This window comes from Methylomagnum ishizawai, assembly GCF_900155475.1.
GTDB classification, from domain to species: Bacteria; Pseudomonadota; Gammaproteobacteria; order Methylococcales; family Methylococcaceae; genus Methylomagnum; species Methylomagnum ishizawai_A.
On sequence record NZ_FXAM01000001.1, the window covers coordinates 3,334,344 to 3,353,904 of the forward strand.

Annotated in this window: 21 protein-coding genes; 8 read left to right on the plus strand and 13 right to left on the minus strand. The window is 61.2% G+C overall.

What is annotated here, in order from left to right; genetic code table 11:
- Positions 1 to 7: 7 nt before the first annotated feature.
- From gpM to B9N93_RS14850, 4 genes are read right to left on the minus strand one after another with little or no spacing between them, the layout of a single operon-like run.
- Positions 8 to 844 carry a phage terminase small subunit gene (gpM, locus tag B9N93_RS14835; protein WP_176225269.1) on the minus strand — a complete coding sequence of 279 codons (837 nt, stop codon included), beginning with the start codon at positions 842 to 844 and terminating at the stop codon, positions 8 to 10.
- A 10-nt stretch (positions 845 to 854) separates the two neighbouring features.
- Entirely contained in the window at positions 855 to 1,226 is a 372-nt protein-coding gene (locus B9N93_RS14840) for a discoidin/SUN/FTP domain-containing protein (RefSeq protein ID WP_085214955.1), read from the minus strand.
- 57 nt (positions 1,227 to 1,283) lie between these two features.
- On the minus strand, positions 1,284 to 2,342 hold the full coding sequence (locus B9N93_RS14845; RefSeq protein ID WP_085214957.1) for a P2 family phage major capsid protein: 1,059 nt from the start codon (positions 2,340 to 2,342) through the stop codon (positions 1,284 to 1,286).
- A 33-nt stretch (positions 2,343 to 2,375) separates the two neighbouring features.
- Positions 2,376 to 3,281 (minus strand): GPO family capsid scaffolding protein, encoded by a 906-nt coding sequence (locus tag B9N93_RS14850; protein ID WP_176225270.1) that lies wholly within the window; start codon positions 3,279 to 3,281, stop codon positions 2,376 to 2,378.
- 157 nt (positions 3,282 to 3,438) lie between these two features.
- Between B9N93_RS14850 and B9N93_RS14855 the strand changes: the two genes are divergently transcribed.
- The 4 genes from B9N93_RS14855 to B9N93_RS25590 all read left to right on the plus strand — a co-directional run bounded on the left by B9N93_RS14855 (position 3,439) and on the right by B9N93_RS25590 (position 7,153).
- Positions 3,439 to 5,298 (plus strand): terminase large subunit domain-containing protein, encoded by a 1,860-nt coding sequence (locus B9N93_RS14855; protein WP_085214961.1) that lies wholly within the window; start codon positions 3,439 to 3,441, stop codon positions 5,296 to 5,298.
- 334 nt (positions 5,299 to 5,632) lie between these two features.
- The gene (locus tag B9N93_RS25580) at positions 5,633 to 5,779 is read left to right on the plus strand and encodes a hypothetical protein (protein ID WP_176225271.1); all 147 of its coding nucleotides are present in this window, start codon (positions 5,633 to 5,635) and stop codon (positions 5,777 to 5,779) included.
- Positions 5,766 to 6,863 carry a phage portal protein gene (locus B9N93_RS25585; RefSeq protein ID WP_176225272.1) on the plus strand — a complete coding sequence of 366 codons (1,098 nt, stop codon included), beginning with the start codon at positions 5,766 to 5,768 and terminating at the stop codon, positions 6,861 to 6,863. The genes B9N93_RS25580 and B9N93_RS25585 overlap by 14 nt, the downstream gene beginning before the upstream one ends.
- Before the next feature lie 44 nt (positions 6,864 to 6,907).
- A complete protein-coding gene (locus B9N93_RS25590) occupies positions 6,908 to 7,153 on the plus strand; it encodes an ogr/Delta-like zinc finger family protein (protein WP_176225273.1) in 246 nt (81 codons plus the stop codon).
- A 959-nt stretch (positions 7,154 to 8,112) separates the two neighbouring features.
- Here the strand turns inward: B9N93_RS25590 and B9N93_RS14865 are convergent.
- The 7 genes from B9N93_RS14865 to B9N93_RS14890 form a co-directional block, all read right to left on the minus strand.
- Positions 8,113 to 8,352: a GlsB/YeaQ/YmgE family stress response membrane protein gene (locus B9N93_RS14865; protein WP_085214962.1), complete on the minus strand. Its 240-nt coding sequence runs from the start codon at positions 8,350 to 8,352 to the stop codon at positions 8,113 to 8,115.
- Positions 8,353 to 8,452: 100 nt separating this feature from the next.
- Entirely contained in the window at positions 8,453 to 9,271 is an 819-nt protein-coding gene (locus tag B9N93_RS14870; RefSeq protein WP_085214964.1) for a DNA/RNA non-specific endonuclease, read from the minus strand.
- A gap of 309 nt (positions 9,272 to 9,580) precedes the next feature.
- Positions 9,581 to 9,874 carry a DUF2188 domain-containing protein gene (locus tag B9N93_RS14875; protein ID WP_085214966.1) on the minus strand — a complete coding sequence of 98 codons (294 nt, stop codon included), beginning with the start codon at positions 9,872 to 9,874 and terminating at the stop codon, positions 9,581 to 9,583.
- A gap of 133 nt (positions 9,875 to 10,007) precedes the next feature.
- Positions 10,008 to 13,991, minus strand: coding sequence for a tetratricopeptide repeat protein (locus tag B9N93_RS14880; RefSeq protein ID WP_085214968.1), 3,984 nt, complete (start codon positions 13,989 to 13,991; stop codon positions 10,008 to 10,010).
- Positions 13,988 to 15,013 (minus strand): hypothetical protein, encoded by a 1,026-nt coding sequence (locus tag B9N93_RS24805; protein WP_125469005.1) that lies wholly within the window; start codon positions 15,011 to 15,013, stop codon positions 13,988 to 13,990. Before B9N93_RS24805 ends, B9N93_RS14880 begins: the two co-directional genes overlap by 4 nt.
- A 142-nt stretch (positions 15,014 to 15,155) precedes the next feature.
- Positions 15,156 to 15,563, minus strand: coding sequence for a helix-turn-helix domain-containing protein (locus tag B9N93_RS14885; RefSeq protein ID WP_085214970.1), 408 nt, complete (start codon positions 15,561 to 15,563; stop codon positions 15,156 to 15,158).
- 232 nt (positions 15,564 to 15,795) lie between these two features.
- A complete protein-coding gene (locus tag B9N93_RS14890) occupies positions 15,796 to 16,179 on the minus strand; it encodes a hypothetical protein (RefSeq protein ID WP_085214972.1) in 384 nt (127 codons plus the stop codon).
- An 80-nt stretch (positions 16,180 to 16,259) separates the two neighbouring features.
- Here B9N93_RS14890 and B9N93_RS14895 point away from each other — a divergent pair, with 80 nt between their 5' ends.
- Together B9N93_RS14895 and B9N93_RS14900 are read left to right on the plus strand one after the other, a co-directional pair.
- Positions 16,260 to 16,514 (plus strand): hypothetical protein, encoded by a 255-nt coding sequence (locus tag B9N93_RS14895; RefSeq protein WP_085214974.1) that lies wholly within the window; start codon positions 16,260 to 16,262, stop codon positions 16,512 to 16,514.
- Positions 16,511 to 17,020, plus strand: coding sequence for a phage regulatory CII family protein (locus B9N93_RS14900; RefSeq protein ID WP_085214976.1), 510 nt, complete (start codon positions 16,511 to 16,513; stop codon positions 17,018 to 17,020). The genes B9N93_RS14895 and B9N93_RS14900 overlap by 4 nt, the downstream gene beginning before the upstream one ends.
- A 93-nt stretch (positions 17,021 to 17,113) precedes the next feature.
- On the opposite strand, the gene B9N93_RS14905 is transcribed toward B9N93_RS14900, so the two are convergent.
- Positions 17,114 to 17,374 (minus strand): hypothetical protein, encoded by a 261-nt coding sequence (locus B9N93_RS14905; RefSeq protein WP_085214978.1) that lies wholly within the window; start codon positions 17,372 to 17,374, stop codon positions 17,114 to 17,116.
- Positions 17,375 to 17,586: 212 nt separating this feature from the next.
- Positions 17,587 to 17,859, minus strand: coding sequence for a CCDC90 family protein (locus B9N93_RS14910; protein WP_085214980.1), 273 nt, complete (start codon positions 17,857 to 17,859; stop codon positions 17,587 to 17,589).
- Between the two features lie 184 nt (positions 17,860 to 18,043).
- Between B9N93_RS14910 and B9N93_RS14915 the strand changes: the two genes are divergently transcribed.
- Together B9N93_RS14915 and B9N93_RS14920 are read left to right on the plus strand one after the other, a co-directional pair.
- Entirely contained in the window at positions 18,044 to 18,928 is an 885-nt protein-coding gene (locus B9N93_RS14915; protein ID WP_176225274.1) for a BRO-N domain-containing protein, read from the plus strand.
- Between the two features lie 107 nt (positions 18,929 to 19,035).
- Positions 19,036 to 19,548: a hypothetical protein gene (locus tag B9N93_RS14920; protein WP_085214983.1), complete on the plus strand. Its 513-nt coding sequence runs from the start codon at positions 19,036 to 19,038 to the stop codon at positions 19,546 to 19,548.
- Positions 19,549 to 19,561 lie beyond the last annotated feature (13 nt).

Consider the following 19,561-nt stretch of genomic DNA (forward strand, 5'->3'; position numbering starts at 1 on the left):
CCCTGCCCTATGGCTGGGCGGTCTCTTGGGCCGGTGCGCCTTCGTTGTTCGCGGCGGCCAAGCACTGGTTCAGCAGGGTCTTGACGCCCGCGCCCTTGGGATTGGCCGCCTGAGCCTTGAGGCACCAATCCACCCCGGCGGGCCAGTCCTGCGCCTGGGCGGCGTGTTTCGCGGCCAGGGCATAGGCCTCGCCACGGAGGATCGGGTTCAATTCCCAGCGGCCCGGTTCGGTATCCATGGCCTGGAGCAATTGGTCCAGGTAGGGCGCGGCGGGCTGGGCGGCCTTCAATTGGGCGATGGCCCAATCCAGGGTCAGGCGCACCACCTGATGGCGCAGGTTCTTCCCCTGGAACCGTTTGGGCATGATGTGGCAGTCCTGCGCCGCCAGGATCAAACCGAGGCTCAAGCCCCGCTCGATATCGCCGGTGTCGAGCAGCAGGATCATGGCCTCGACCGCCACCGAGTTCGGATAGGCCGCGCCATCGGCGATGTAGGCCTCGACGAACGGCATGATCTGGAGCAGCAGCTTGCGCTTGGCTTCGGTGCGGCCCTCGCTCAGGGCGGGGTGGACCTGCCATGCGGCCTGGGCCGCGTCGATGGCGTCCTGGTATTGCTGCAAGGTGCCGGGCGGGGGCGCGGCGGGGCGCGGGGGCGCGGCCTCGGGAATAGTCGGCTCATCCTGGGTAAGATCGGCCCCAGCCGGGTCCACTGCGCCGCGCTTCGCCCTGAGCAAATCCAGCGGATTGAGGGGTGGGCGAGCCGCGGTATCGGGTGGCGGGCTGGACTGGGCGGCGCTTTCACGCGCCGCTTGCCGTTTTGCCTTGATCTTGTCCAGGGTACTCATGGGCCGGGCCTCAGCCTTCCAGGGCGACCAATTCCAGCACCAGGGCGGTCTGGGCCGCGCCGCTGCCATTGGTGAACTTGACCCGCGCATAACGGGCGGACGGGATGCCCGCCACCACCATGCTGTCCCCGCTCGACGGTGAGGAGACCAAGCCGGTCATCGCCAAATTCGGGGCCGTGACCCAGGCGCTGTTGTCGTGGCTGACTTCGATGATGAGGGTTTCGGAGGTGCTGGCCGTACCCCGCTTGATGGCGACCAGCTTGGTGAAGCTGAACTTTTCGCCGAGGTCGACCACATCGCTATAGGCGGCGGTGCTGACGGCGAGGGCACCGATGGCCTTACGGATAGAGGTGGTGAGGTTGCGGGCTTGGTGTCGGGTCATGGTGGCGGCTCCTTATCGGATGGATTGGGTTAAAACCTGGGCCTAGGCCGGATGGGCTTAGGGCGCGACATCTGCGATGGCTTCGTCGATGGTGATGCCATCCACCAAAGCGGTTTTCCGGTAGTCGCCGACCGCATAGCACTCGTTGCGCGAGTTGAAGTCTTCGTACTGGTTGCGCGGAGAGTAATCGCGGACATAGCGCCGTAGGCTGCTGGCCTGGAAATACAGATGCAGGTTGTCGAGCGATGTGACCAGCACCGTGCCATCCGGGAAAAACGGCGGGACATAGCAAGGCAAACCACCATAACTGCGATTCAACTCGCCGTTTTGCATGATCGTGAGCTTTTGTTCCGGCTTCCGGCCATTGATCCGGTAGTACATCTGCTCTTCGTGGTTCGCCAGATTTTCGGAAATCAACGCGACCAAATCCGGGGAACGGCGGTAGACAATATCCACCTTGGCCTTGGTGATACTGACCAGGAAATCCAAAGTCGGAACCCCCACGTCGCCCGTGGAACCCAATACCACATCGCCGCCGGAGCCATCGATATATTGGCTGCCGTTGTTGTAGCCCTTGATCTGATACAGCCAACCGGGCAATACATCCTCGCCGTTAGGGTTGGTGGCCCTATCGGTGGCGGTATCCGACCGTTGCCCATACCACCCCACGCGCAGCCGGTCATCGGCGATGCACTCGCGGACTTTCATCCCCCACAGTTCGAACATATTGGGGAACATGGCCCAGGAGTCGATTTCGTCGTAGGTGATCGCCACATCGTTCTCGACCGGCCCCATATCGAAGGTGTTCTTGGTCTTGCCGTGTGCGCCCTTCGGAGTGCGCTCGTCGCCATCGAGGGTATTGGTGCGGCTGGCGGTCAATCCCGCCTTGCCGATGAAGATCACATCGCCCTTCATCTGCGGCTTCGGTATAACCGTCAGCATGTCCAGGAAGGTTTGGCCTTCCTGCTCCTTCAACGGCTGCAATTCCTGTATCCGCGAGGGATCGATGCTGAATTCCTGGGTCGCGTCCGCCACGCCATGGTATTTCGCCAATTCGGCAACGAATTCATTGGCCCGCTGACGGCCCAGGGTGGAGAGGATGTGTTTTGATGCCATGATGTTTTGCCGTGTCGATGGTAGGAGCGGGAACTACGCGAACGCCTTGGCGGCGTTGTAGGTTTTTTGCTCGCCCGTGTTTTCCTTGGGTTTCGTGCCGCCCGCGCCGGGCGTCGAAACCGCCTTGTCGAACTCCTCGCGGAGCTTCTTCAGGTCGGTGTCCAGCGCGGCGAACTTCTCGCCGAGGCCGTCCAGGGCGGCGAGCTGGGTGCCGAACTCGCCGGTCTGCGTGGTGAACTTTTCGATCTGGACCCCGAAGGCGGCGATCTTGTCCTCGATGGCCTTCAGGTCCACACCTTCGGCTATGACGCCGGGTTCGGCCACGGCCTTTTCCGCCGCCGCCTTCAAGGACGCCAGATCGGTGCTCATGGTGTTGACCTGGGTCGTCAACGCCGTGAATTGCTTGATGAATTCTTTCTCGTCCACTTCGGGTTCCTCGACGGTGGGTTTCTTGCCAAAAATCTTGCTGAATAGGTTTTGCCGTTCCGGTTTCGCGTCCAGCACGAATTCGATGGGATTACCGCGTAAGGCGGTTTCGGTGCTTTTGCTGAACCTGATTTCGGTGGTGCCGAAACTGGCGGGGGAATCGGTCGCGCCCAGGCCGGTGAGATACCAGCGCCCACCAAACCTATCGAGCTTATCCAACTCCATCGACGTACAGGTTTTCTGGTCTACCGAATTGGCATAAAGCCAGTAATCGTTCGGGGATAGGATCGCCTGGATATCCAGTCCGCCCTCGTCGTTCTTCACCAGCCGCACCGCCTCGACCCCGCCCATCTTGTACCAGCGGGCATGTTCCGGCCACACGAACGCCTTGTATTTGCTGGCGTCGTATAGCTCGACAGCATCCTTGACCATCTCCTCGGTGATTTCCCGGTTATCGACGGTCTTGCCGGTGCGGCCTATGGTTTTCCAATCGGTGCGAAGGTTGAAGGGCATGTGCTGGAATCCTCTGCGGTTGCCGCGGATTTTCCCCAGCAATCCCCTTGGATTCCAAGCCAACATATTGTGGTTTATTGTGATTTCTTGAGTTACAACAACCCTCCACCATTCCCGCCTTATTACTCTCGCCATAGCGCGGCCAAAATACCCGCGCATGGCTTTGAAACGCAAATATTCCGAGCAAGATAGATTCGACGCCAAGATGCTGTTCCGGCGGGGGTTCACCTTGCCGGAAATCCAGGCGGAAACCCGGATACCCGAGCGGACCCTGTTCCGGTGGCGCGAGGAGGGGAAGTGGGACGGGGAAATCCCCGCCACCACGGTCGAGGAGCAAATCGCCCGGCGCGTCTGCTTCCTGCTGGACAAGCCGGACAAGGGCGACGGGGACCGGGCCGAACTCGGGATGCTCATCGGCCAGTTGGGCGACCTATCGGTCAAGCTGGCCCAGGCCCGCAAGCTGGACCGCCAGGGCACGCCGCAGGAGGGCGATGGCGATAAACACCAACGCAACAGCAAGGGGAAGAAGATGAAAAACGATATTTCGGCGATCACGCCGGAAATGCTGGACCGCGCCCGCGACTTGATCTTCCGGGGCGTGAAGCCGGGCGGCGATGATCGGGAACCCTCGATCTTCGAGATCGTGTCGGGGGGGCGGGAACCCAAGCAGGCACCGGGCGGAGTATGGGAATACCTCGCGACCTGGTACGCCAACAAGCATCAGCGCAACCGCTTCATCCTGAAGTCGCGGCAGATCGGGGCGACCTATTACTTCGCATGGGAGGCGCTGGAAGACGCCATCCGCACCGGCGACAACCAGATTTTCCTATCGGCCAGCCGCGATCAGGCGGACGTGTTCCGGGCCTATATCGTGATGTTCGCCAAGCTGTGCCTGGGCTTGGAGTTGACCGGCAGCCCGATCCTCCTCAACAAGGGCGACAAGCCCTGGGCGGAATTGCGGTTCGTCTCGACCAACGCCAGCACGGCGCAGAGCTACCACGGGCACCTGTACCTGGACGAGGTGTTCTGGATCAGGGATTTCAAGAAGATGTGGAAGGTGGCCTCGGGCATGGCCGCCCACAAGAAATGGCGGCGCACGCTGTTCTCGACGCCCTCGGCCATGAGCCACGAAGCCTACGCCAAGTGGAGCGGCGAGGACTTCAACCGGGGCCGGGCACCGCGTTATCAGCAGGTGTTCGACATTTCCTGGGAGGCGCTCAACAAGGGAGTGCTGGGGCCGGACAAGATTTGGCGGCATATCGTCACGGTGGAGGATGCCGAGCGGCAGGGTTGCGACCTATTCGATATCGAGGAGCTGCGCACCGAGTACAGCCGGGACGATTTCGACAACCTGTTCATGTGCAAATTCATCGACGATGCCCAGAGCGCGTTCCCGCTGGATTTGCTGCTCAGGTGTACGGTCGATCCGGCCAGTTGGAAGCATTACCGGGCCGATAAGCCGCGGCCCTTGGGCAACCATCCGCTGTCGCTGGGCTACGACCCGGCCTCGACCGGGGATTCGGCCAGCCTGGCCTATTGCGAGGTGCCGCTGCGGCCTATCGACAAATGGCGGGTGTTGAAGCGGGACCGTTGGGTGAAGCAGAGCCTGGACTTCCAGGCCAACCGGATCAAGGACGCGACCCTGAGGTTCAACGTGGTGTTCCTGGGGATCGACGCCACCGGGATGGGCTGGGGCGTGAGCGAGTTGGTCAAGGCGTTCTATCCGATGATGACGCCGTTCGCCTATTCGCCGCAGGTGAAGACGGAATTGGTGATGAAGGGCGTGATGACGATGGAGTCCGGGCGGTTGGAGTTCGACGCCGGGGACCGGGAGTTGTTGCAGGCGTTCCTGTCGATCCGCAAGACGATGACCGGGGGCGGCGGGCAAAGCACCTATCAAGCGCCCCGGAAGGACGGCCAACATGCCGACGCGGCCTGGTCGGTATTGCACGCCTTGCAGTTCGAGAAGCTGGACGCCAGCGGGGCGAACGAGGCGACGGTTTCGAGGTTGAATTGATTTGTCAACCCATGGAATTAGGGGGATTTCGTGGGTTGACTCAGGAAGAGGCGCGAGCTTGCGGTTCGTTAAGCATCGTTAAGCACCATTAAGCACCGTTAAGGCCGATTCAAGATTAAGCTGGGAGGTTTTTTATGCGCGATAAGCAAGGTGGGAAAACAGGCTGGGCGGGCCTATACCAGCCCAAGGATCGGCCCGGCGCGGCGGTTCCATCGGCGCGGGAACGGCCCGACGCCGTGGCGTTGGCCCGGATGGACATTTGCCAGAATTGTCGGCTGCCGAAGGGGATGCACGTCAATGGACAATGCGGGAAATTCCCGCAACGGGGGGCACGATGAAAATTCCGCCGATCAACCTGTGGACGGTGAACCAAGCGTGGCTGTTGGCGTTGGCGCTGGCCATCGCGCCGATGAAGGGGGCGGCGTTGCGGGTGGGTTTGAGGGGGAAACCGGAAGTGGAGTGGCCTCATGAACCTACTTGACTCCCTAACCGGCCTGTTCGATAGCAGCCGCAACGGCTGGAACAGCCTATCCGCCGCGCTGCAAAGCGACCGGCCCGCCCAGGGCGATGGCCACGTCTTTACCTTTGGCGACCCGGTGCCCGTCCTACGCGACCAGATGATGGACTATATCGGCGTGTTCCAGGATATTGCGGGGCCATATTATGCCCCGCCGGTGTCCTTGACCGGCCTCGCCAGGATCAGCAAGGCCAACCCGCACCATAATTCCATCCTCGAATTCAAATCGAATATGGTCTGGACCCATTTCCAGGACAATCCCTATATCAGCCGCCGGGATATGCGGGCGGCGGCCTGGGATTACGCCGTGCTGGAAAACGCCTACTTCCAGAAAATCTACAACCGGCTGGGCGGGCTGCTGGCCCTTAAGCGCCTCCCGGCGATCACCATGCGCCGGGGCGTGGACCCGGAGGTGTTCTTCCAGGTACCGAGCGTCTACCAATATGGCTATAGCTGGGGACGCCCCATCGAATTCAAACCCGGCGAGGTCGTCCACATCAAGGGCTGCGATATCCTCCAGGACGTGTACGGCGTGCCCAAGTATCTCGGGGGCGTCCAATCGGTACTGCTGTCGGAGGACGCCACCCTGTTCCGCCGCAAGTTCTACCGCAACGGCGCGGCCATGGGCTATGTGTTCGCCACCATCAACAGCTTCAGCAAGGACACCGCCAAGGATGTCGAGGCCCAGATCAAGGCCAGCATCGGCGACGGCAACTTTTCCAACCTCTACCTCAACATCCCCAACACCAACGCCCGCGACCCGATCAAGGTCTTCCCCATCGGCGATATCAAGACCGCCGACGATTACGACAAGATATGGAACATGAACATCCGGCAGGTGTTGGCGATGCACCGGATGTATCCCGGCATCGCCGGGGTGATCCCGGACAACTACACCGGCTTCGGCGACCTGATGAAGACCGCCGAGGTGTACTTCCGCCTGGAGGTGCCCGCGCTGTGGCTGGCCTTCGAGGCGTTGAACGAGCATCTGCCGATCCACAGCCCGGCGCTATGGCGGGAACCAGATTGGTTGCAAGCGGCGGCGTAGTCCACCATCGGATACAATCCCAGCATCAAAGAGGGAGGAGAACCATGCGCGTCAAGTGCCATAATTGCGGCAAGCCCGCCGTCATCACCCACCGCGTCCCGCTGACCCACGGGGTCGACGACCTCTATTGCACCTGCAAGCACTGCGGGTCGCGCTTCGTCTCCACCCTCGCCTTCAAGCACCCCGTCGAACCGGCCACGCCCGCCGCCATCGCCGCCGCCCTGCTCTTGTCCCTCCCACCCGCCGACCGCGCCCGCGTCGTCCAGCAGGCGGAACTCTTCACGGCCTGATCCCGTCCCCGTTCCTTCCGCCCGACGCCGGGCCGCGCCCCGGTGGCAACGGCGGGCGGGCGTGGCTTTTCCACCCCTACAGCGCACCTCCCCCCGAGCCTGCGGCGTTTATGCTCTATATGGGTGCGCCGCCATGTGCTTCCCGCCACAAGCCGCGCGCCATACGGCTTCCGTGGCGCGGGCCGCTGCCACGGACTGCTATAATCCGCCATCCATCGCCATGCCCGCCAAGCCCCAGAATCCCCCCCAACCCGCGCCCGCCGTGGCTTTCCCAGCTTTTTACCCGCCAGCGCGGTGCCATCGGCCCGCGCAACCCTCGGGCGAAAACTGAGGAAGCCCTATCGAAAAGGGTGACGTAAAAAACCGGCCCCTCGAAATCCATCCCAAGCCATTGATCCGCAAGGGCGAAACCGCATGTCCCGCGCCCGGTGACATCGGGTGGGATGGCCGGTGACGTTTTCCTAAGCCATTGATCCGATTGGACTTAATTCCGTGGCTCCGAGAGGAAAAGTTACACTCCGAAAGTGTAACCACATGACCATCATCCCGCCCAAATATGACCCGCCCCCGGAATCGCCCCAGCCCTTGCCAGCCGTAGCTTCCAGGGGATTCTTAACCTTCGCCTTACTAACGTCACCCTTATTGACCCCCCTTCCTCAATTTTTCGGCCTTCGCGTGTGCGTATCGTGCGCCCGTGTGCGTATACGCTCATTCCGCTATTTATAACGGTATTTGCAACACGCATACGAAGGGTTGGACAGGATCGAGGCGGTTCCGGCGAGCCGGGCGGGCGCGGTGGGAAGGGATGGGATTGGGAGGCCGGAAAGTGCGTTACCTTCTTCCGGAGGGAGGGGATTCCTGGCTTGGCGTCCCCAGGATCGGGCGGTTCGGGTCGATGCCGCCGACCAGGGCGATCCGCGCCGGGCGCTTCACGCCGTCCGGCTGGGGTGGCCCTTCCGTCAGCGCCGGAGTAGCCGCAGCACGTAGATCAGCGCCACCGCCCCGCAGGTGGCGACGATGATGCGTCCCACCAAGCCGCTGGCGTGCAGGCCCAGCACGCGGAACAGGAAGCCCCCGACGAACGCGCCCAGCACGCCCACCGCGATATCGCCCGCCACGCCGTAGCCGCCGCCCCGCATTAGCCGACCGGCCAGCCAGCCCGCGACCAGCCCCACCAAAACCAGTGTGATCAAACCCATGGCGTCCTCCCGTGGTGTCCGCTGTGGAAAACCCGCTTGTACACCCGAAACCCTTCCGTTTGCCACCCGATTACGCCGCGCCCATCGCACGGGCCACGGCCTATCCCTTGTCGCATCCCACCGGTACGACCCATGACCCTTTCGGCTTCGTGGTCCTGGCGTCGCCGGTGACGGGCAGTTTCTCCCCCGTACGCTTTTCGATATCCGCCACGGTCACGAGGTAGCCGTCGAGCTTGGCCTTCGTCGCGTCTTTCGTGTTCGGCACGATCCAGGCGATGGCGTTGCCGTTGCCGCGCACCACCACCTTCCAGAAGGCGTCCGGCGTCCGCACGCCATGGCTTTTGACGAACAGGTCGTTCGCGGCGTTGTTCCCCCAGATCACCCCGCCCAGGACCAGCAATTCGTCGATATCCCGGTAGCATTCGACGATTTCCTCGGTCAGCAGCCACGCGCCACGGTTCATGTTGGAGGCTTGCGGGAGGATGTTGGTCATGTAGTTGGATTGCTTGATCGAGACCGGGGAGGCGTCCAGGTGGTTCGCGGGGACTTGGTGGCCCCGGTCGTAGCCCTGGCCGTAAGCGGCGGCGCTGGTTTGTTGGCATTCCTTCGGCACGCTGGGATCGAGCTTGAAGTCTTCGGCGCGGGGTTCGTGCCCGGTATCGCGCTGGGCGTTGTAGCGGAACTTCACCGCCGCCCGTTCCTTGCAGTCCAGCCAGACGGTGAATCCCTCATAGTTGAGCCGCAGCAGGCCGCCCTCGCGCACGGTCTCGGTCGGTGGCAGTCCGGCCTTGCCGGGCGTGGCCTGGGCGGGCGGTTGCGGGGTGGCCGGGGTGGGAATAGGACGCTGGGTGTGGTGTCCCCCGCCACAGGCGGAGAGGACGGCGGCAAGGAGCAGGGGCAGGCAGCGGATTGGGCGCATGGTGTGGACTCAAGGGCAAAAGCCGGGGAGTCTAGCCGAAAATGGAGATCGTGTAGTTCCGATACGCGCCGCGTTATTTAGCGGCAACCCTCGTACCTGTGGACACCATCGAAAGCAACCGGTGGCGAGGCAGCGGCGCTTGAATAAGCCTGCAAGGGAGAGAGCATGAAATCCGTGCGATTATGCTGCACTAATCGCACCTACGGGCTGGTAGATCGCGAACAGGATGGCGTCGAAGAGTGGCGCGTAATCGGGGTCGAAGGGGCAGTTGATGAAGACGTTCAGGTCATATTCGGAGGGCATGGGGATTCAGAGGTTCCCTAATACCTTGGCGATGGCGATATTGACGTCGCGGTTGCTGCGCTTGTGTTTGACCGGGGCTGGTTTGATGGGGGTTTTGTCGCGCTCGCCCACGCCCAGCACTTGCTGGATTTGGCCGTTCGCGCCCCGGACGATCACGGGGGTGCCCTGTCCGGCGATCTTCCGCGCCGCTTGCAAGGCTTCGGTTTTGTTGCGGTAGGTGGTGGCGTCGGCGTCGGCGCTGGCGCTCTGGGTGGTCCAGCCGTGATTGCTATTCCTGGATAGGACGACGGGTTTTTTCATGGTGTATTCCCCGATGCGGGACCAGGGGCTTGACCTCTATGTTATCAGCCAGCGCAACTCCGATGAGCGAAGCGTAATCGGAGGCATGATCCGGTGCGATTACGCTGTGTTAACCGCACCGACTGACTACGAATTAGGCAGCAGCATAACGACCTAGATAGTCTTCTTCTAAGCCGTCCAGCATATCTAGGCGGGCATTGACGATAAGCTGGTCCCATGATGGCAAATGGTCGGCATCAATGGCTAACCGTGCGCCAAAGAGGTGTGCATGTACTTCCCTTGCCCACCAGCCCATAAAATTATTCTCCGAAGGTGCCTCAAAAGATTTACGCGCCGATTCCACATCTCCTGCAACAACGGATGCGCCATTAATGGGGTGTAAATACGGTTGTAAACAATGTCCTAAAGCACCCAAGATGTCGGCAGTGGCATCATCTTTCACCTCATCGGTTAAGCGGGCGCGTCCCTCTCCCAATAACGCTAGGGGGTGTAAACGCGCGTCTAGCCGCGCCAAGCGCTTCCAATCAGGCACAGACGCCAAACCGCCGACAACCCGTTCGGCACGAGCCAAGGCGTAGCGAACCCGGCTACTGCCAGGAAAACGCTTGGCAGCTTGGCGGAGTAATTCCAAAGCCATGCCTATATCACCCGCGCCGATTTCCAGTAACCCTGCCTCGCTGACCGCCAGTGCATCCGTTTCAAATACCAAAAGGCGCTTCAATAACTTTTCCGCCCGCTCCCGTACATAGCCAGGCAAGATATAACTGGCATTTTGACCAGTGACGCGACGCCAACACCGGATGAGATAAGCATCGGCGGTGAGAATTTGGATTTCATTCTCACACAGTGAGGGTGTAACGAGTGAAGGTGGCGCTAAAGCATTGGTTGCCTCGCTTCCTATGGGGTCGGAAACAGGAAGTGAGAACGCCTCCGCTTCAATAATAGCTGGAATGGCTTGCTCCTCGGCTTCGGATTCGGATTGATCTGGCAGTTCCTCCCGCGATGCCAAAGCATCCTCGTAGTCAGGGACAATCTGTAAAACCTGCTCCTCAACTCCAGGTCGGCTTGGCAACTTTTCCTGCAATGCTAGAGCAATTTCATGGTCGGGGGCGATCAACAAAACATGCTCTACCAAATCCAGTGCTTCGTCGAACTTACGTTGTTGATATAATATTTTCGCTAAAGCGCACATAGCATCGATATTTTCAGGAGATTCCAGCAAAGCTTGGCGGCATTGCTGGGTTTTTTGTTCCAATCGAGAGATAAGCTTTTCTAGCTGCTTTAAGTTATCGCGGGTGATCTTATTATCTGGAACAAGAATCAAGGCCCGAGAATAATATTCCTTGGCTTCTTTATGTTTATGGCAGATTTCTAATATTACGGCTAGACCAACATTCGCTATCTCGTTGTCCGGGAAGCGGTCCAGGGTCCGCCGGTACTGCGCCTCGGCCTCCTCCAGCCTGCGCTGGGCCTTGAGCACTTCGGCCAAGCCGGTGCTGGCGACCTCGCTGTCCGGGAAGCGGTCCAGGGTCCGCCGGTACTGCGCCTCGGCCTCCTCCAGCCTGCGCTGGGCCTTGAGCACTTCGGCCAAGCCGTTGCTGGCGAACTCGCTGTCCGGGAAGCGGTCCAGGGTCCGCCGGTACTGCGCCTCGGCCTCCTCCAGCCTGCGCTGGGCCTTGAGCACTTCGGCCAAGCCGGTGCTGGCGACCTCGCTGTCCGGGAAGCGGTCCAGGGTCCGCCGGTACTGCGCCTCGGCCTCCTCCAGCCTGCGCTGGGCCTTGAGCACTTCGGCCAAGCCGTTGCTGGCGAACTCGCTGTCCGGGAAGCGCCGGTACTGCGCCTCGGCCTCCTCCAGCCTGCGCTGGGCCTTGAGCACTTCGGCCAAGCCGTTGCTGGCGACCTCGCTGTCCGGGAAGCGGTCCAGGGTCCGCCGGTACTGCGCCTCGGCCTCCTCCAGCCTGCGCTGGGCCTTGAGCACTTCGGCCAAGCCGTTGCTGGCGAACTCGCTGTCCGGGAAGCGGTCCAGGGTCCGCCGGTACTGCGCCTCGGCCTCCTCCAGCCTGCGCTGGGCCTTGAGCACTTCGGCCAAGCCGTTGCTGGCGAACTCGCTGTCCGGGAAGCGGTCCAGGGTCCGCCGGTACTGCGCCTCGGCCTCCTCCAGCCTGCGCTGGGCCTTGAGCACTTCGGCCAAGCCGTTGCTGGCGACCTCGCTGTCCGGGAAGCGGTCCAGGGTCCGCCGGTACTGCGCCTCGGCCTCCTCCAGCCTGCGCTGGGCCTTGAGCACTTCGGCCAAGCCGTTGCTGGCGAACTCGCTGTCCGGGAAGCGGTCCAGGGTCCGCCGGTACTGCGCCTCGGCCTCCTCCAGCCTGCGCTGGGCCTTGAGCACTTCGGCCAAGCCGTTGCTGGCGAACTCGCTGTCCGGGAAGCGGTCCAGGGTCCGCCGGTACTGCGCCTCGGCCTCCTCCAGCCTGCGCTGGGCCTTGAGCACTTCGGCCAAGCCGTTGCTGGCGACCTCGCTGTCCGGGAAGCGGTCCAGGGTCCGCCGGTACTGCGCCTCGGCCTCCTCCAGCCTGCGCTGGGCCTTGAGCACTTCGGCCAAGCCGGTGCTGGCGACCTCGCTGTCCGGGAAGCGGTCCAGGGTCCGCCGGTACTGCGCCTCGGCCTCCTCCAGCCTGCGCTGGGCCTTGAGCACTTCGGCCAAGCCGTTGCTGGCGAACTCGCTGTCCGGGAAGCGGTCCAGGGTCCGCCGGTACTGCGCCTCGGCCTCCTCCAGCCTGCGCTGGGCCTTGAGCACTTCGGCCAAGCCGTTGCTGGCGAACTCGCTGTCCGGGAAGCGGTCCAGGGTCCGCCGGTACTGCGCCTCGGCCTCCTCCAGCCTGCGCTGGGCCTTGAGCACTTCGGCCAAGCCGGTGCTGGCGACCTCGCTGTCCGGGAAGCGTTTTACTGCCTCCATAGCCACTTTCAAGACATCCGGGCGGTCCAATTTACGCAGACAAGTGACAACATTGTTCCAAACATACTCATTCCATGGCGCTAATTCCCGGGCGGGTTCGAGCCAAGCCAATGCTTGCAAAAACCAGCCCTGGCGACGGGCATTGGATGAAAATCTCACTGCACTGAGCGTATATGGGCCAGTATCGCCACTCACTTCGGCATAGCGTCGTTCCTCATCCAGCAATTTTTCAGCTTCGCTGATTGCGCTGGCATCGCCATTTTTGATGCGGTTCACCAAGTCTGTAGCACGCCGAGGCCATGCAGGATCGGCACGGTGCGAAACCGTGCGTGCCTTGACCTGGCCCAGGTTGGAATGCAGGCTTCGAATCCACTGCGCCCAGGCTTGGCAGCGCGGCTCGGCTTGCGCCGTGCGCCAGAAGTCCTCCCAGCGTTGGGGAAAAGGTGCTGCTAGTTCAGCCACTTGGGCGATGTTTAACCATTCCTCCCGTGCCGTCTCGGCTTTCAACCAACCCTCTTGATGGCGCTGCCACAATGCCGCGCCCAGGCAAGCCAAGCCTTCCGCCGCCTCATAGGGAAAGCCGCCGGATTGTTGTGGATTTTTTGCTGGCAGAAACAAAAGCCCGTCAATGCCGCAAGCACCACGCCTCCAAGGTTGATCGGGTGGCAGACGGCATAGCTGCCACCACTGCGGCAGTAGGCTGCGGTCGGTTTGATGCCGTGCTAGCGCTTGCCAAGCCCGGCCTTGTGGATCGCGGGCACGACCCTCGCTCAAGCTTTCTAAGAAACGTGGCTGTTCTAGGAAATGATGGCGTAGGGCAGCGGCGGCTTGGGCCAAGCGAGAGTCGAGGGCGATAACATCGCAGGCGCGTATCCAAGCTTCGGCGGTTAGAGCGGCATGGCCCGCGCTGCCTTCCGGCAGGCTGTCGCCCCAATGGGTGGTTATCCAACCCGCCATGGCGGTGTCTAAGGCGGCACTGAAGTCAGCGTTCAATAGATGTAGCCAGTCCAGCAACACTTCGCTTGGCTCGGCAGCACCTAAATGGCCTAGGGCGGCGCGGCCCATCAATAAATCGTGCAGGGCAGCATCTGGTTCTTGAGAGAACTGTTGCAGCCAGAGCGGCACACGCCGACCAGCGAAGCTGGCGGCGGGATTGAAATTCATGCTAGCAAATCTCCATCGGTAGTTTCGGCGTAATCAGGGCATTTGCATTTGCTGCGGATACCCGCCAAGTGTATAGCGCGGGCACTGGGTAGGTCTTCTAAACGGACTGGTTTTCGCACTTGACCTATACGCCATAGGTGCTTTGCGTGATAGTCCATAGCAGGATGCATTACCTCTCGCCGTAGCAGCGCATCATCGCCTTCCAAGTGTACGACGTGTCCCGTTTCGCGGCTCGCCGGGGCTGGGCAAAAGGCAGTAGAAAAAGCCCCGTCCAACACAGTAGGCGGCATCAAGGGTGCACAATTATGCCACTGTCGGATAGGCGGCAACTCCTCAATGGCGTAGCGGAAGATCAATACGTCGATAGGTCCACCACGTTCGCCAGGATCAAGGTGAGCCAGTCCCAATCGATCACGCATTTGATCAGCCCAGTCAGATTGATCCAGGGTTGAATCTGCGCTAAATAAATCGGACATATCTTCCCAATAAGTGGCATACACTGGACGCAATGCCAAGCTTTTTTGCCAAAGACCTAGTGTCCGATCAAAGCGTTGATAAGAGGGTGAGCTTTGAGGTTGACCCAAAGCGGCCCGAGCCTCGTCCAGTAATTGCGAAATAGGTAGTTTAAGTATGGTGCGAAGAAAACCCATTTCCACCAAACGCAATAGGTGCAGCTTGGGGTTGCTGCGTAAGTAGGGGGATCGTGCAGGTATGCGGAAAGTTTCCGGGCACAAATCCTCCTCGTTCAAATCCAAAACCTTGGGACGTTCTTCATCCGGTGGAAGTGGATATACTTTCCTCGCCAAATATGCATCATGATGAGCTTGCCATTCTTTAAAGGAGGCTGTAGCAAGCGCATCGTAACTTTCTACCCGCTTTTGTGGTACGCCTTCGTCCAGTAGGAAATTCCGTCCTATCAAACCGCCATTGAACAGCATCGAATCCTGTTCATGCTGCTTAGCACAGGTCCATAAATAGGAATTGAAAGCATCAGCCCGCTTTGCGAAAGCTCCATTCGACATTGTCTACCCTGTTTGGTCGTTTTTATAAAGAAGCATTTGCACGTATTCACGCGGCCTTGTACTCTCGAACCGATGCCCTGTCAATCGTGAATATTTACCTTCCAGTTTTGTGATGGATTTGGCATTTTTCCGCGATTGTCCCTCATCCCGTCCTCCCCCGCAGTTCAGCCAGTTCCTTCTCTACCCGCTTCATTCGTTCGCTTTCTTCAATGCTGTCCTGAACAGCGGATAACTTGCGTGGGTCGTCCAACCTATCCACCAGCGCCTTGACCTGCGCCTTCTGCTGGGCCAAAGGGTCTTCGGACACGGGTTCAGAAATGGGTGGCTCTCGTTCCATCACTCCCTCTCCGGTTAGAAGCCAGCCGGGATTTACGTCTGTATGCTTTGCCATTGACGTAAGAATCTTGGCTGAAGCATCACAACGCCCCGCTTCAACGTCGCCGAGATAGCTTCGGCTGACACCAATTAAATCCGCAAGCTTTTGTTGTGAAAGCTTTTTTGTTTTCCGCCACTCAGCTATGCGCTGGCCTGACGTAATTTCCGTTGACATTGACGTTATTTCCGTCCAACATTCTCACCCATATGAACACTGAGCCTACCCAACCCATGCAGCCCCGCACGAGGAAACCGCCATGCTGAAATCGAGACCCCCCAAGAGCCGCCTCGACCACCTGAGGATGTACCTGTTCCTACCCCTTTACTGGCTGACCGCCCGCCCGACTATGTGGCTGGCCCTGAAGTACAGGGCGACCGATTTCCACCGGCGCAGGGACGACACCGAACTAGTTCCGGCGCTGTTTTGGCCGCTTATTCCTTACTGGCGCTGGGTCGGCTGGCTGAGTGGAAAACACCACCGGTACCCAAGTCATCTCCCGGTAGGGTCCAGGGCCGAATTTATCCGTCGTCGGCAGCTGATGCAGGGGTCCGGGATCGCCATCGGCGCAGCCAACCAGCGGCTCGACGGCGCATAGGTGGATTTTCCCGGCCTTCAGCAGTTCCAGGAGGGCCGCGATGCCCTCCCCGGAAACTCTCCGCCACAGCACGAGGTTGGGGAAATCGGGATGGAACATGGTTTGGTCCCCGGAAAATCCGGGCACGGCCAGCCCGAGTTCGCCGAAGGCCACGTTGTCCCATTCTTCGATGTAGCTAAGGATCGATTCCTTCATGGGTCACCTCGCATATGAAAGGAGTTCTCCCAACCCGGCGGCGACCGGCGGGCCTAGCGAACACTGAGCCTACCCAACCCATGCAGCCCATACAAGCCCTCAAACCTTTATTGGCACAGCGCGGGGACTTCAGCCTGTATGCCTTCGCCAAGGCCGAGGATTTCAACTATCGGACGGTGTGCCTCACGGTCCAGCGCTGGGGCGACCGTACCGACCGTGAACCCCACGGCGGCGAGGCCAAACGGATCATGGCCCGGCTCAGGCGGCGGCTGGATGAATTGAACGCCGCCCCGTCCCGGCCCACCACGGCAAAAACCCCAGGGGACTGTCCATGACCTGCGCCTACACCCACATGAACCCCCTGGACGCCCTCTACGTCACCGCCTGCGACTATCCGGGCGGCCTCGAAGCCCTGGCCCAACGCATGGGCAAGAGCGCCCACGTCCTCCGCAACAAGCTGAGGCCCGCCATCGACACCCACCACACCAGCCTCCAGGAATTCAGCCTGCTGCTCGACTTCCTGGCCGAAGCCCGGATGCCGAACGCCGACCTGCCCCTGCAAGCCCTGTGCTGGCGACACGGCTACGTGCCGGTGCCGCTCCCCGAAGGCACGGCGGACGGCGACGGCATCTACCGCCAGATGTTGGCGAAGCTACGGGAGGATGGGGAATTGGCCGCGGACATCGAGCGGGCCATGGGCGACGACAAGATCGACGCCAAGGAACTCGACCGCATCGAGCGGTCGGCGATGGAAAGCTTGGTGGCCCACCTCGTCCTGTTGGAACAGATCAGGGCCAAGGCGCGGGCCGATGCGGCCCGCTCAAACGGGCGGGAAGTTTAATTTGCCAAAAAAAACCAAATCGCAATACGTAAATATTCACATAAGGAGACGCTGATATGTCCACGCCATTCCGCGACAGGACCGCCCTGATAGCTACTGGGATCGCCGAGGCGCACCTGGCGAACGATCAATTTTTTGCACTTTTGCAAGCTCTGCCTGAACCCAGGCCATGCCCTGTAAAAACTCGTCTGGACGCTCTCCGTCGATGGCTCTTTGAACGCTTGCCCCGCGGAATTTCTCGTAGGCTTCGTAAGCGCTTTTGGAGTCTGGATGAGTTGCCAGCAATGCTGTCATTAAGTCCAGCATTCCCTGCATTTGTCCGTACATATAAGCGAAAGCGGCTTTGCTCGACATGCGGGTGTAGCTCCTCAAACTCGTAAATATTCCAGGGCATCCAAGGCGACAACCTCTGTGATCATCGGGTGAACCTCTATGTCACGTCTTTACAAACCCAAAGCCCACATTTTGCTCCCGAGCGGGCCGGTCGATTTCAACCCCGCCGAACACATGGGTATGGACCCACAGCGGGCGACCGACCTTATCGCGGGGGGATTGACGATGGACCGTCAGGAAGGGAAGAACGCCTTGAGCACCAAGGCGACGACACCGCCCAGCAAGATGCCCAACATCCACTTGATAAGGGTCAGTTCGCCGAAAGCCCTCTCGAACTTGGTGTCGATCTCCAAGCGGGCTTCCTTGAGGTCGCGTTTGGTCGCGAGCTCTGCCTCGCCGGTGGCGTCCCGGAACGCCTCGGCGATACCTTTGGCCTGTTCTTCGGGGAGCCCGTGCGCTTTGAGGGTTTCCACGAACTTCAAGGTGTCGAAAGTGATGGTGGCCATGGACTGCCTTTCAGGGATGACGACGATAGGAATACTGAGCATAAGCCAAGCCGGACAAGCCCCGCAAGCCGGGAGGGCCAAGGCGCGGGCCGATGCGGCCCATGCGTGAATGACAAGGATGTCCAGTTCGCTCCATGAGTCCCCGGCGGCCCGCCGCGCCGGGTTTTTTAAAGAGGAACCGGATATGCAACAGCAAGAACTACTGCCTTTTGAATTCCAGGGCTTCACCCTGCGGGTGGAGCGCGATGACGACGGCGAGCCGGTCTTCCATGCCGGCGACCTCTGCGCGATGCTGGGATATGCCAACCCCCGCGATGCCGTTGCCCAACACGTCGAGCCATGTGACGTCGTAAAACGCGACGTCACATACCCCGATGCGACGGGCAAGCAGCGGAAGACCCAGCTTGAAAACTGGGTCCGGGAACCCGGCCTGTGGTGCCTGATCCTGGGCAGCCATGCGGCGAACGCCCTGCCCATCCGGCGCTGGGTCACTGCCGAAGTCCTCCCGGCCATCCGCAAGACCGGCGGCTACCAGACCCAGACCAAGAGCAAAACCAAGCCCCTGGCCATCCCGCACCTGCTCACCCTGCATGGCGAATCCCGCAAGCTGATGCAGGAACTCAAGCGGGAAATGAACCCCGCCATCCGCCGGACCCTCCACGCCCAGCTTGAGCAATGCTGTCTGTTGACCAACATCCCCGTCCCGGCCCTCGCGGACATCGGCAGGGAATTGGTCCCCGAGCCGGTGCCGCCCCTGGTCGCCGAGTTCTGGGAAACCTACGACTTCCTCGGCCCCGAACTGCTCAACCACTCGGCCAACCCGGCCTTGATCGCCATCAGCCTACCCCACTTCGCCCAGGTCGCCGCCGAACACCGGATCAAGGTCGCGCCCATGGTCGAATACCGCCGCTCGCTCGGGCTGAGCGCATCCCCCAAGTTCATCGAAATCAAGTCGGTGCATTCGGTTCTCCATGCCCGGCACAACGAATCCGCTCCACTCAACGAGCGGCTGCCCAAGACGGTGAAATGCTGGCTGTTCGAGCCGGTCCAGCCCCCGCCGCCTTCCTAAGCCAAACAACCCGCCCCCCGGCGCGGACCTAACGGACCCCGCAAACGACAACCCGGCACCGGGCCTCCCGGTGCCGTTCGATCCCCCTTTGCCCCAAGGAAACCACCATGCCCCCCGAAAGCCTGATCCCCTTGATCCTGCAAGACATCGCCGTCGATACCGCCCTCAACGTCGACGAACCCCTCCGCACCCCCGCCGAAGCCTGGGCGGTGATCCAAGAGCGCCTGGATATCTTCTGGACCGCAGTGAAGAACCCCCGGCCCGGTCCCACCGCCTACCGCCACTTGGTGGGCGTCGGCGTGGCCTGTGCCGAGAGCGCCATGGACCTGTACGGCTGGGGCGCGCTGCCCGATGCGGCCCAAACCGCCCTATCCCAGATTGCGAGCCGCCCCGCGCCCAAGGTCGCCAGCCTCCACGATGGCTATGGGCGGCTGGCGGTCATGCAGACCGACCTACAGGACCGCATCGGCATGGCGATGCGGGAAAGCGACAAGGAAGGATTCCGCGTCGCCCTCCGCTCCCTGCTGGCCGGGGTGATCGTGGTCGCCGCCGACCTCGACCTCCGCGCCGAGGAATTCCCCGCAACCGGCGACGGTCCCGCCGTCGCCCAGGCCGCTTGAACAACGGAACCCC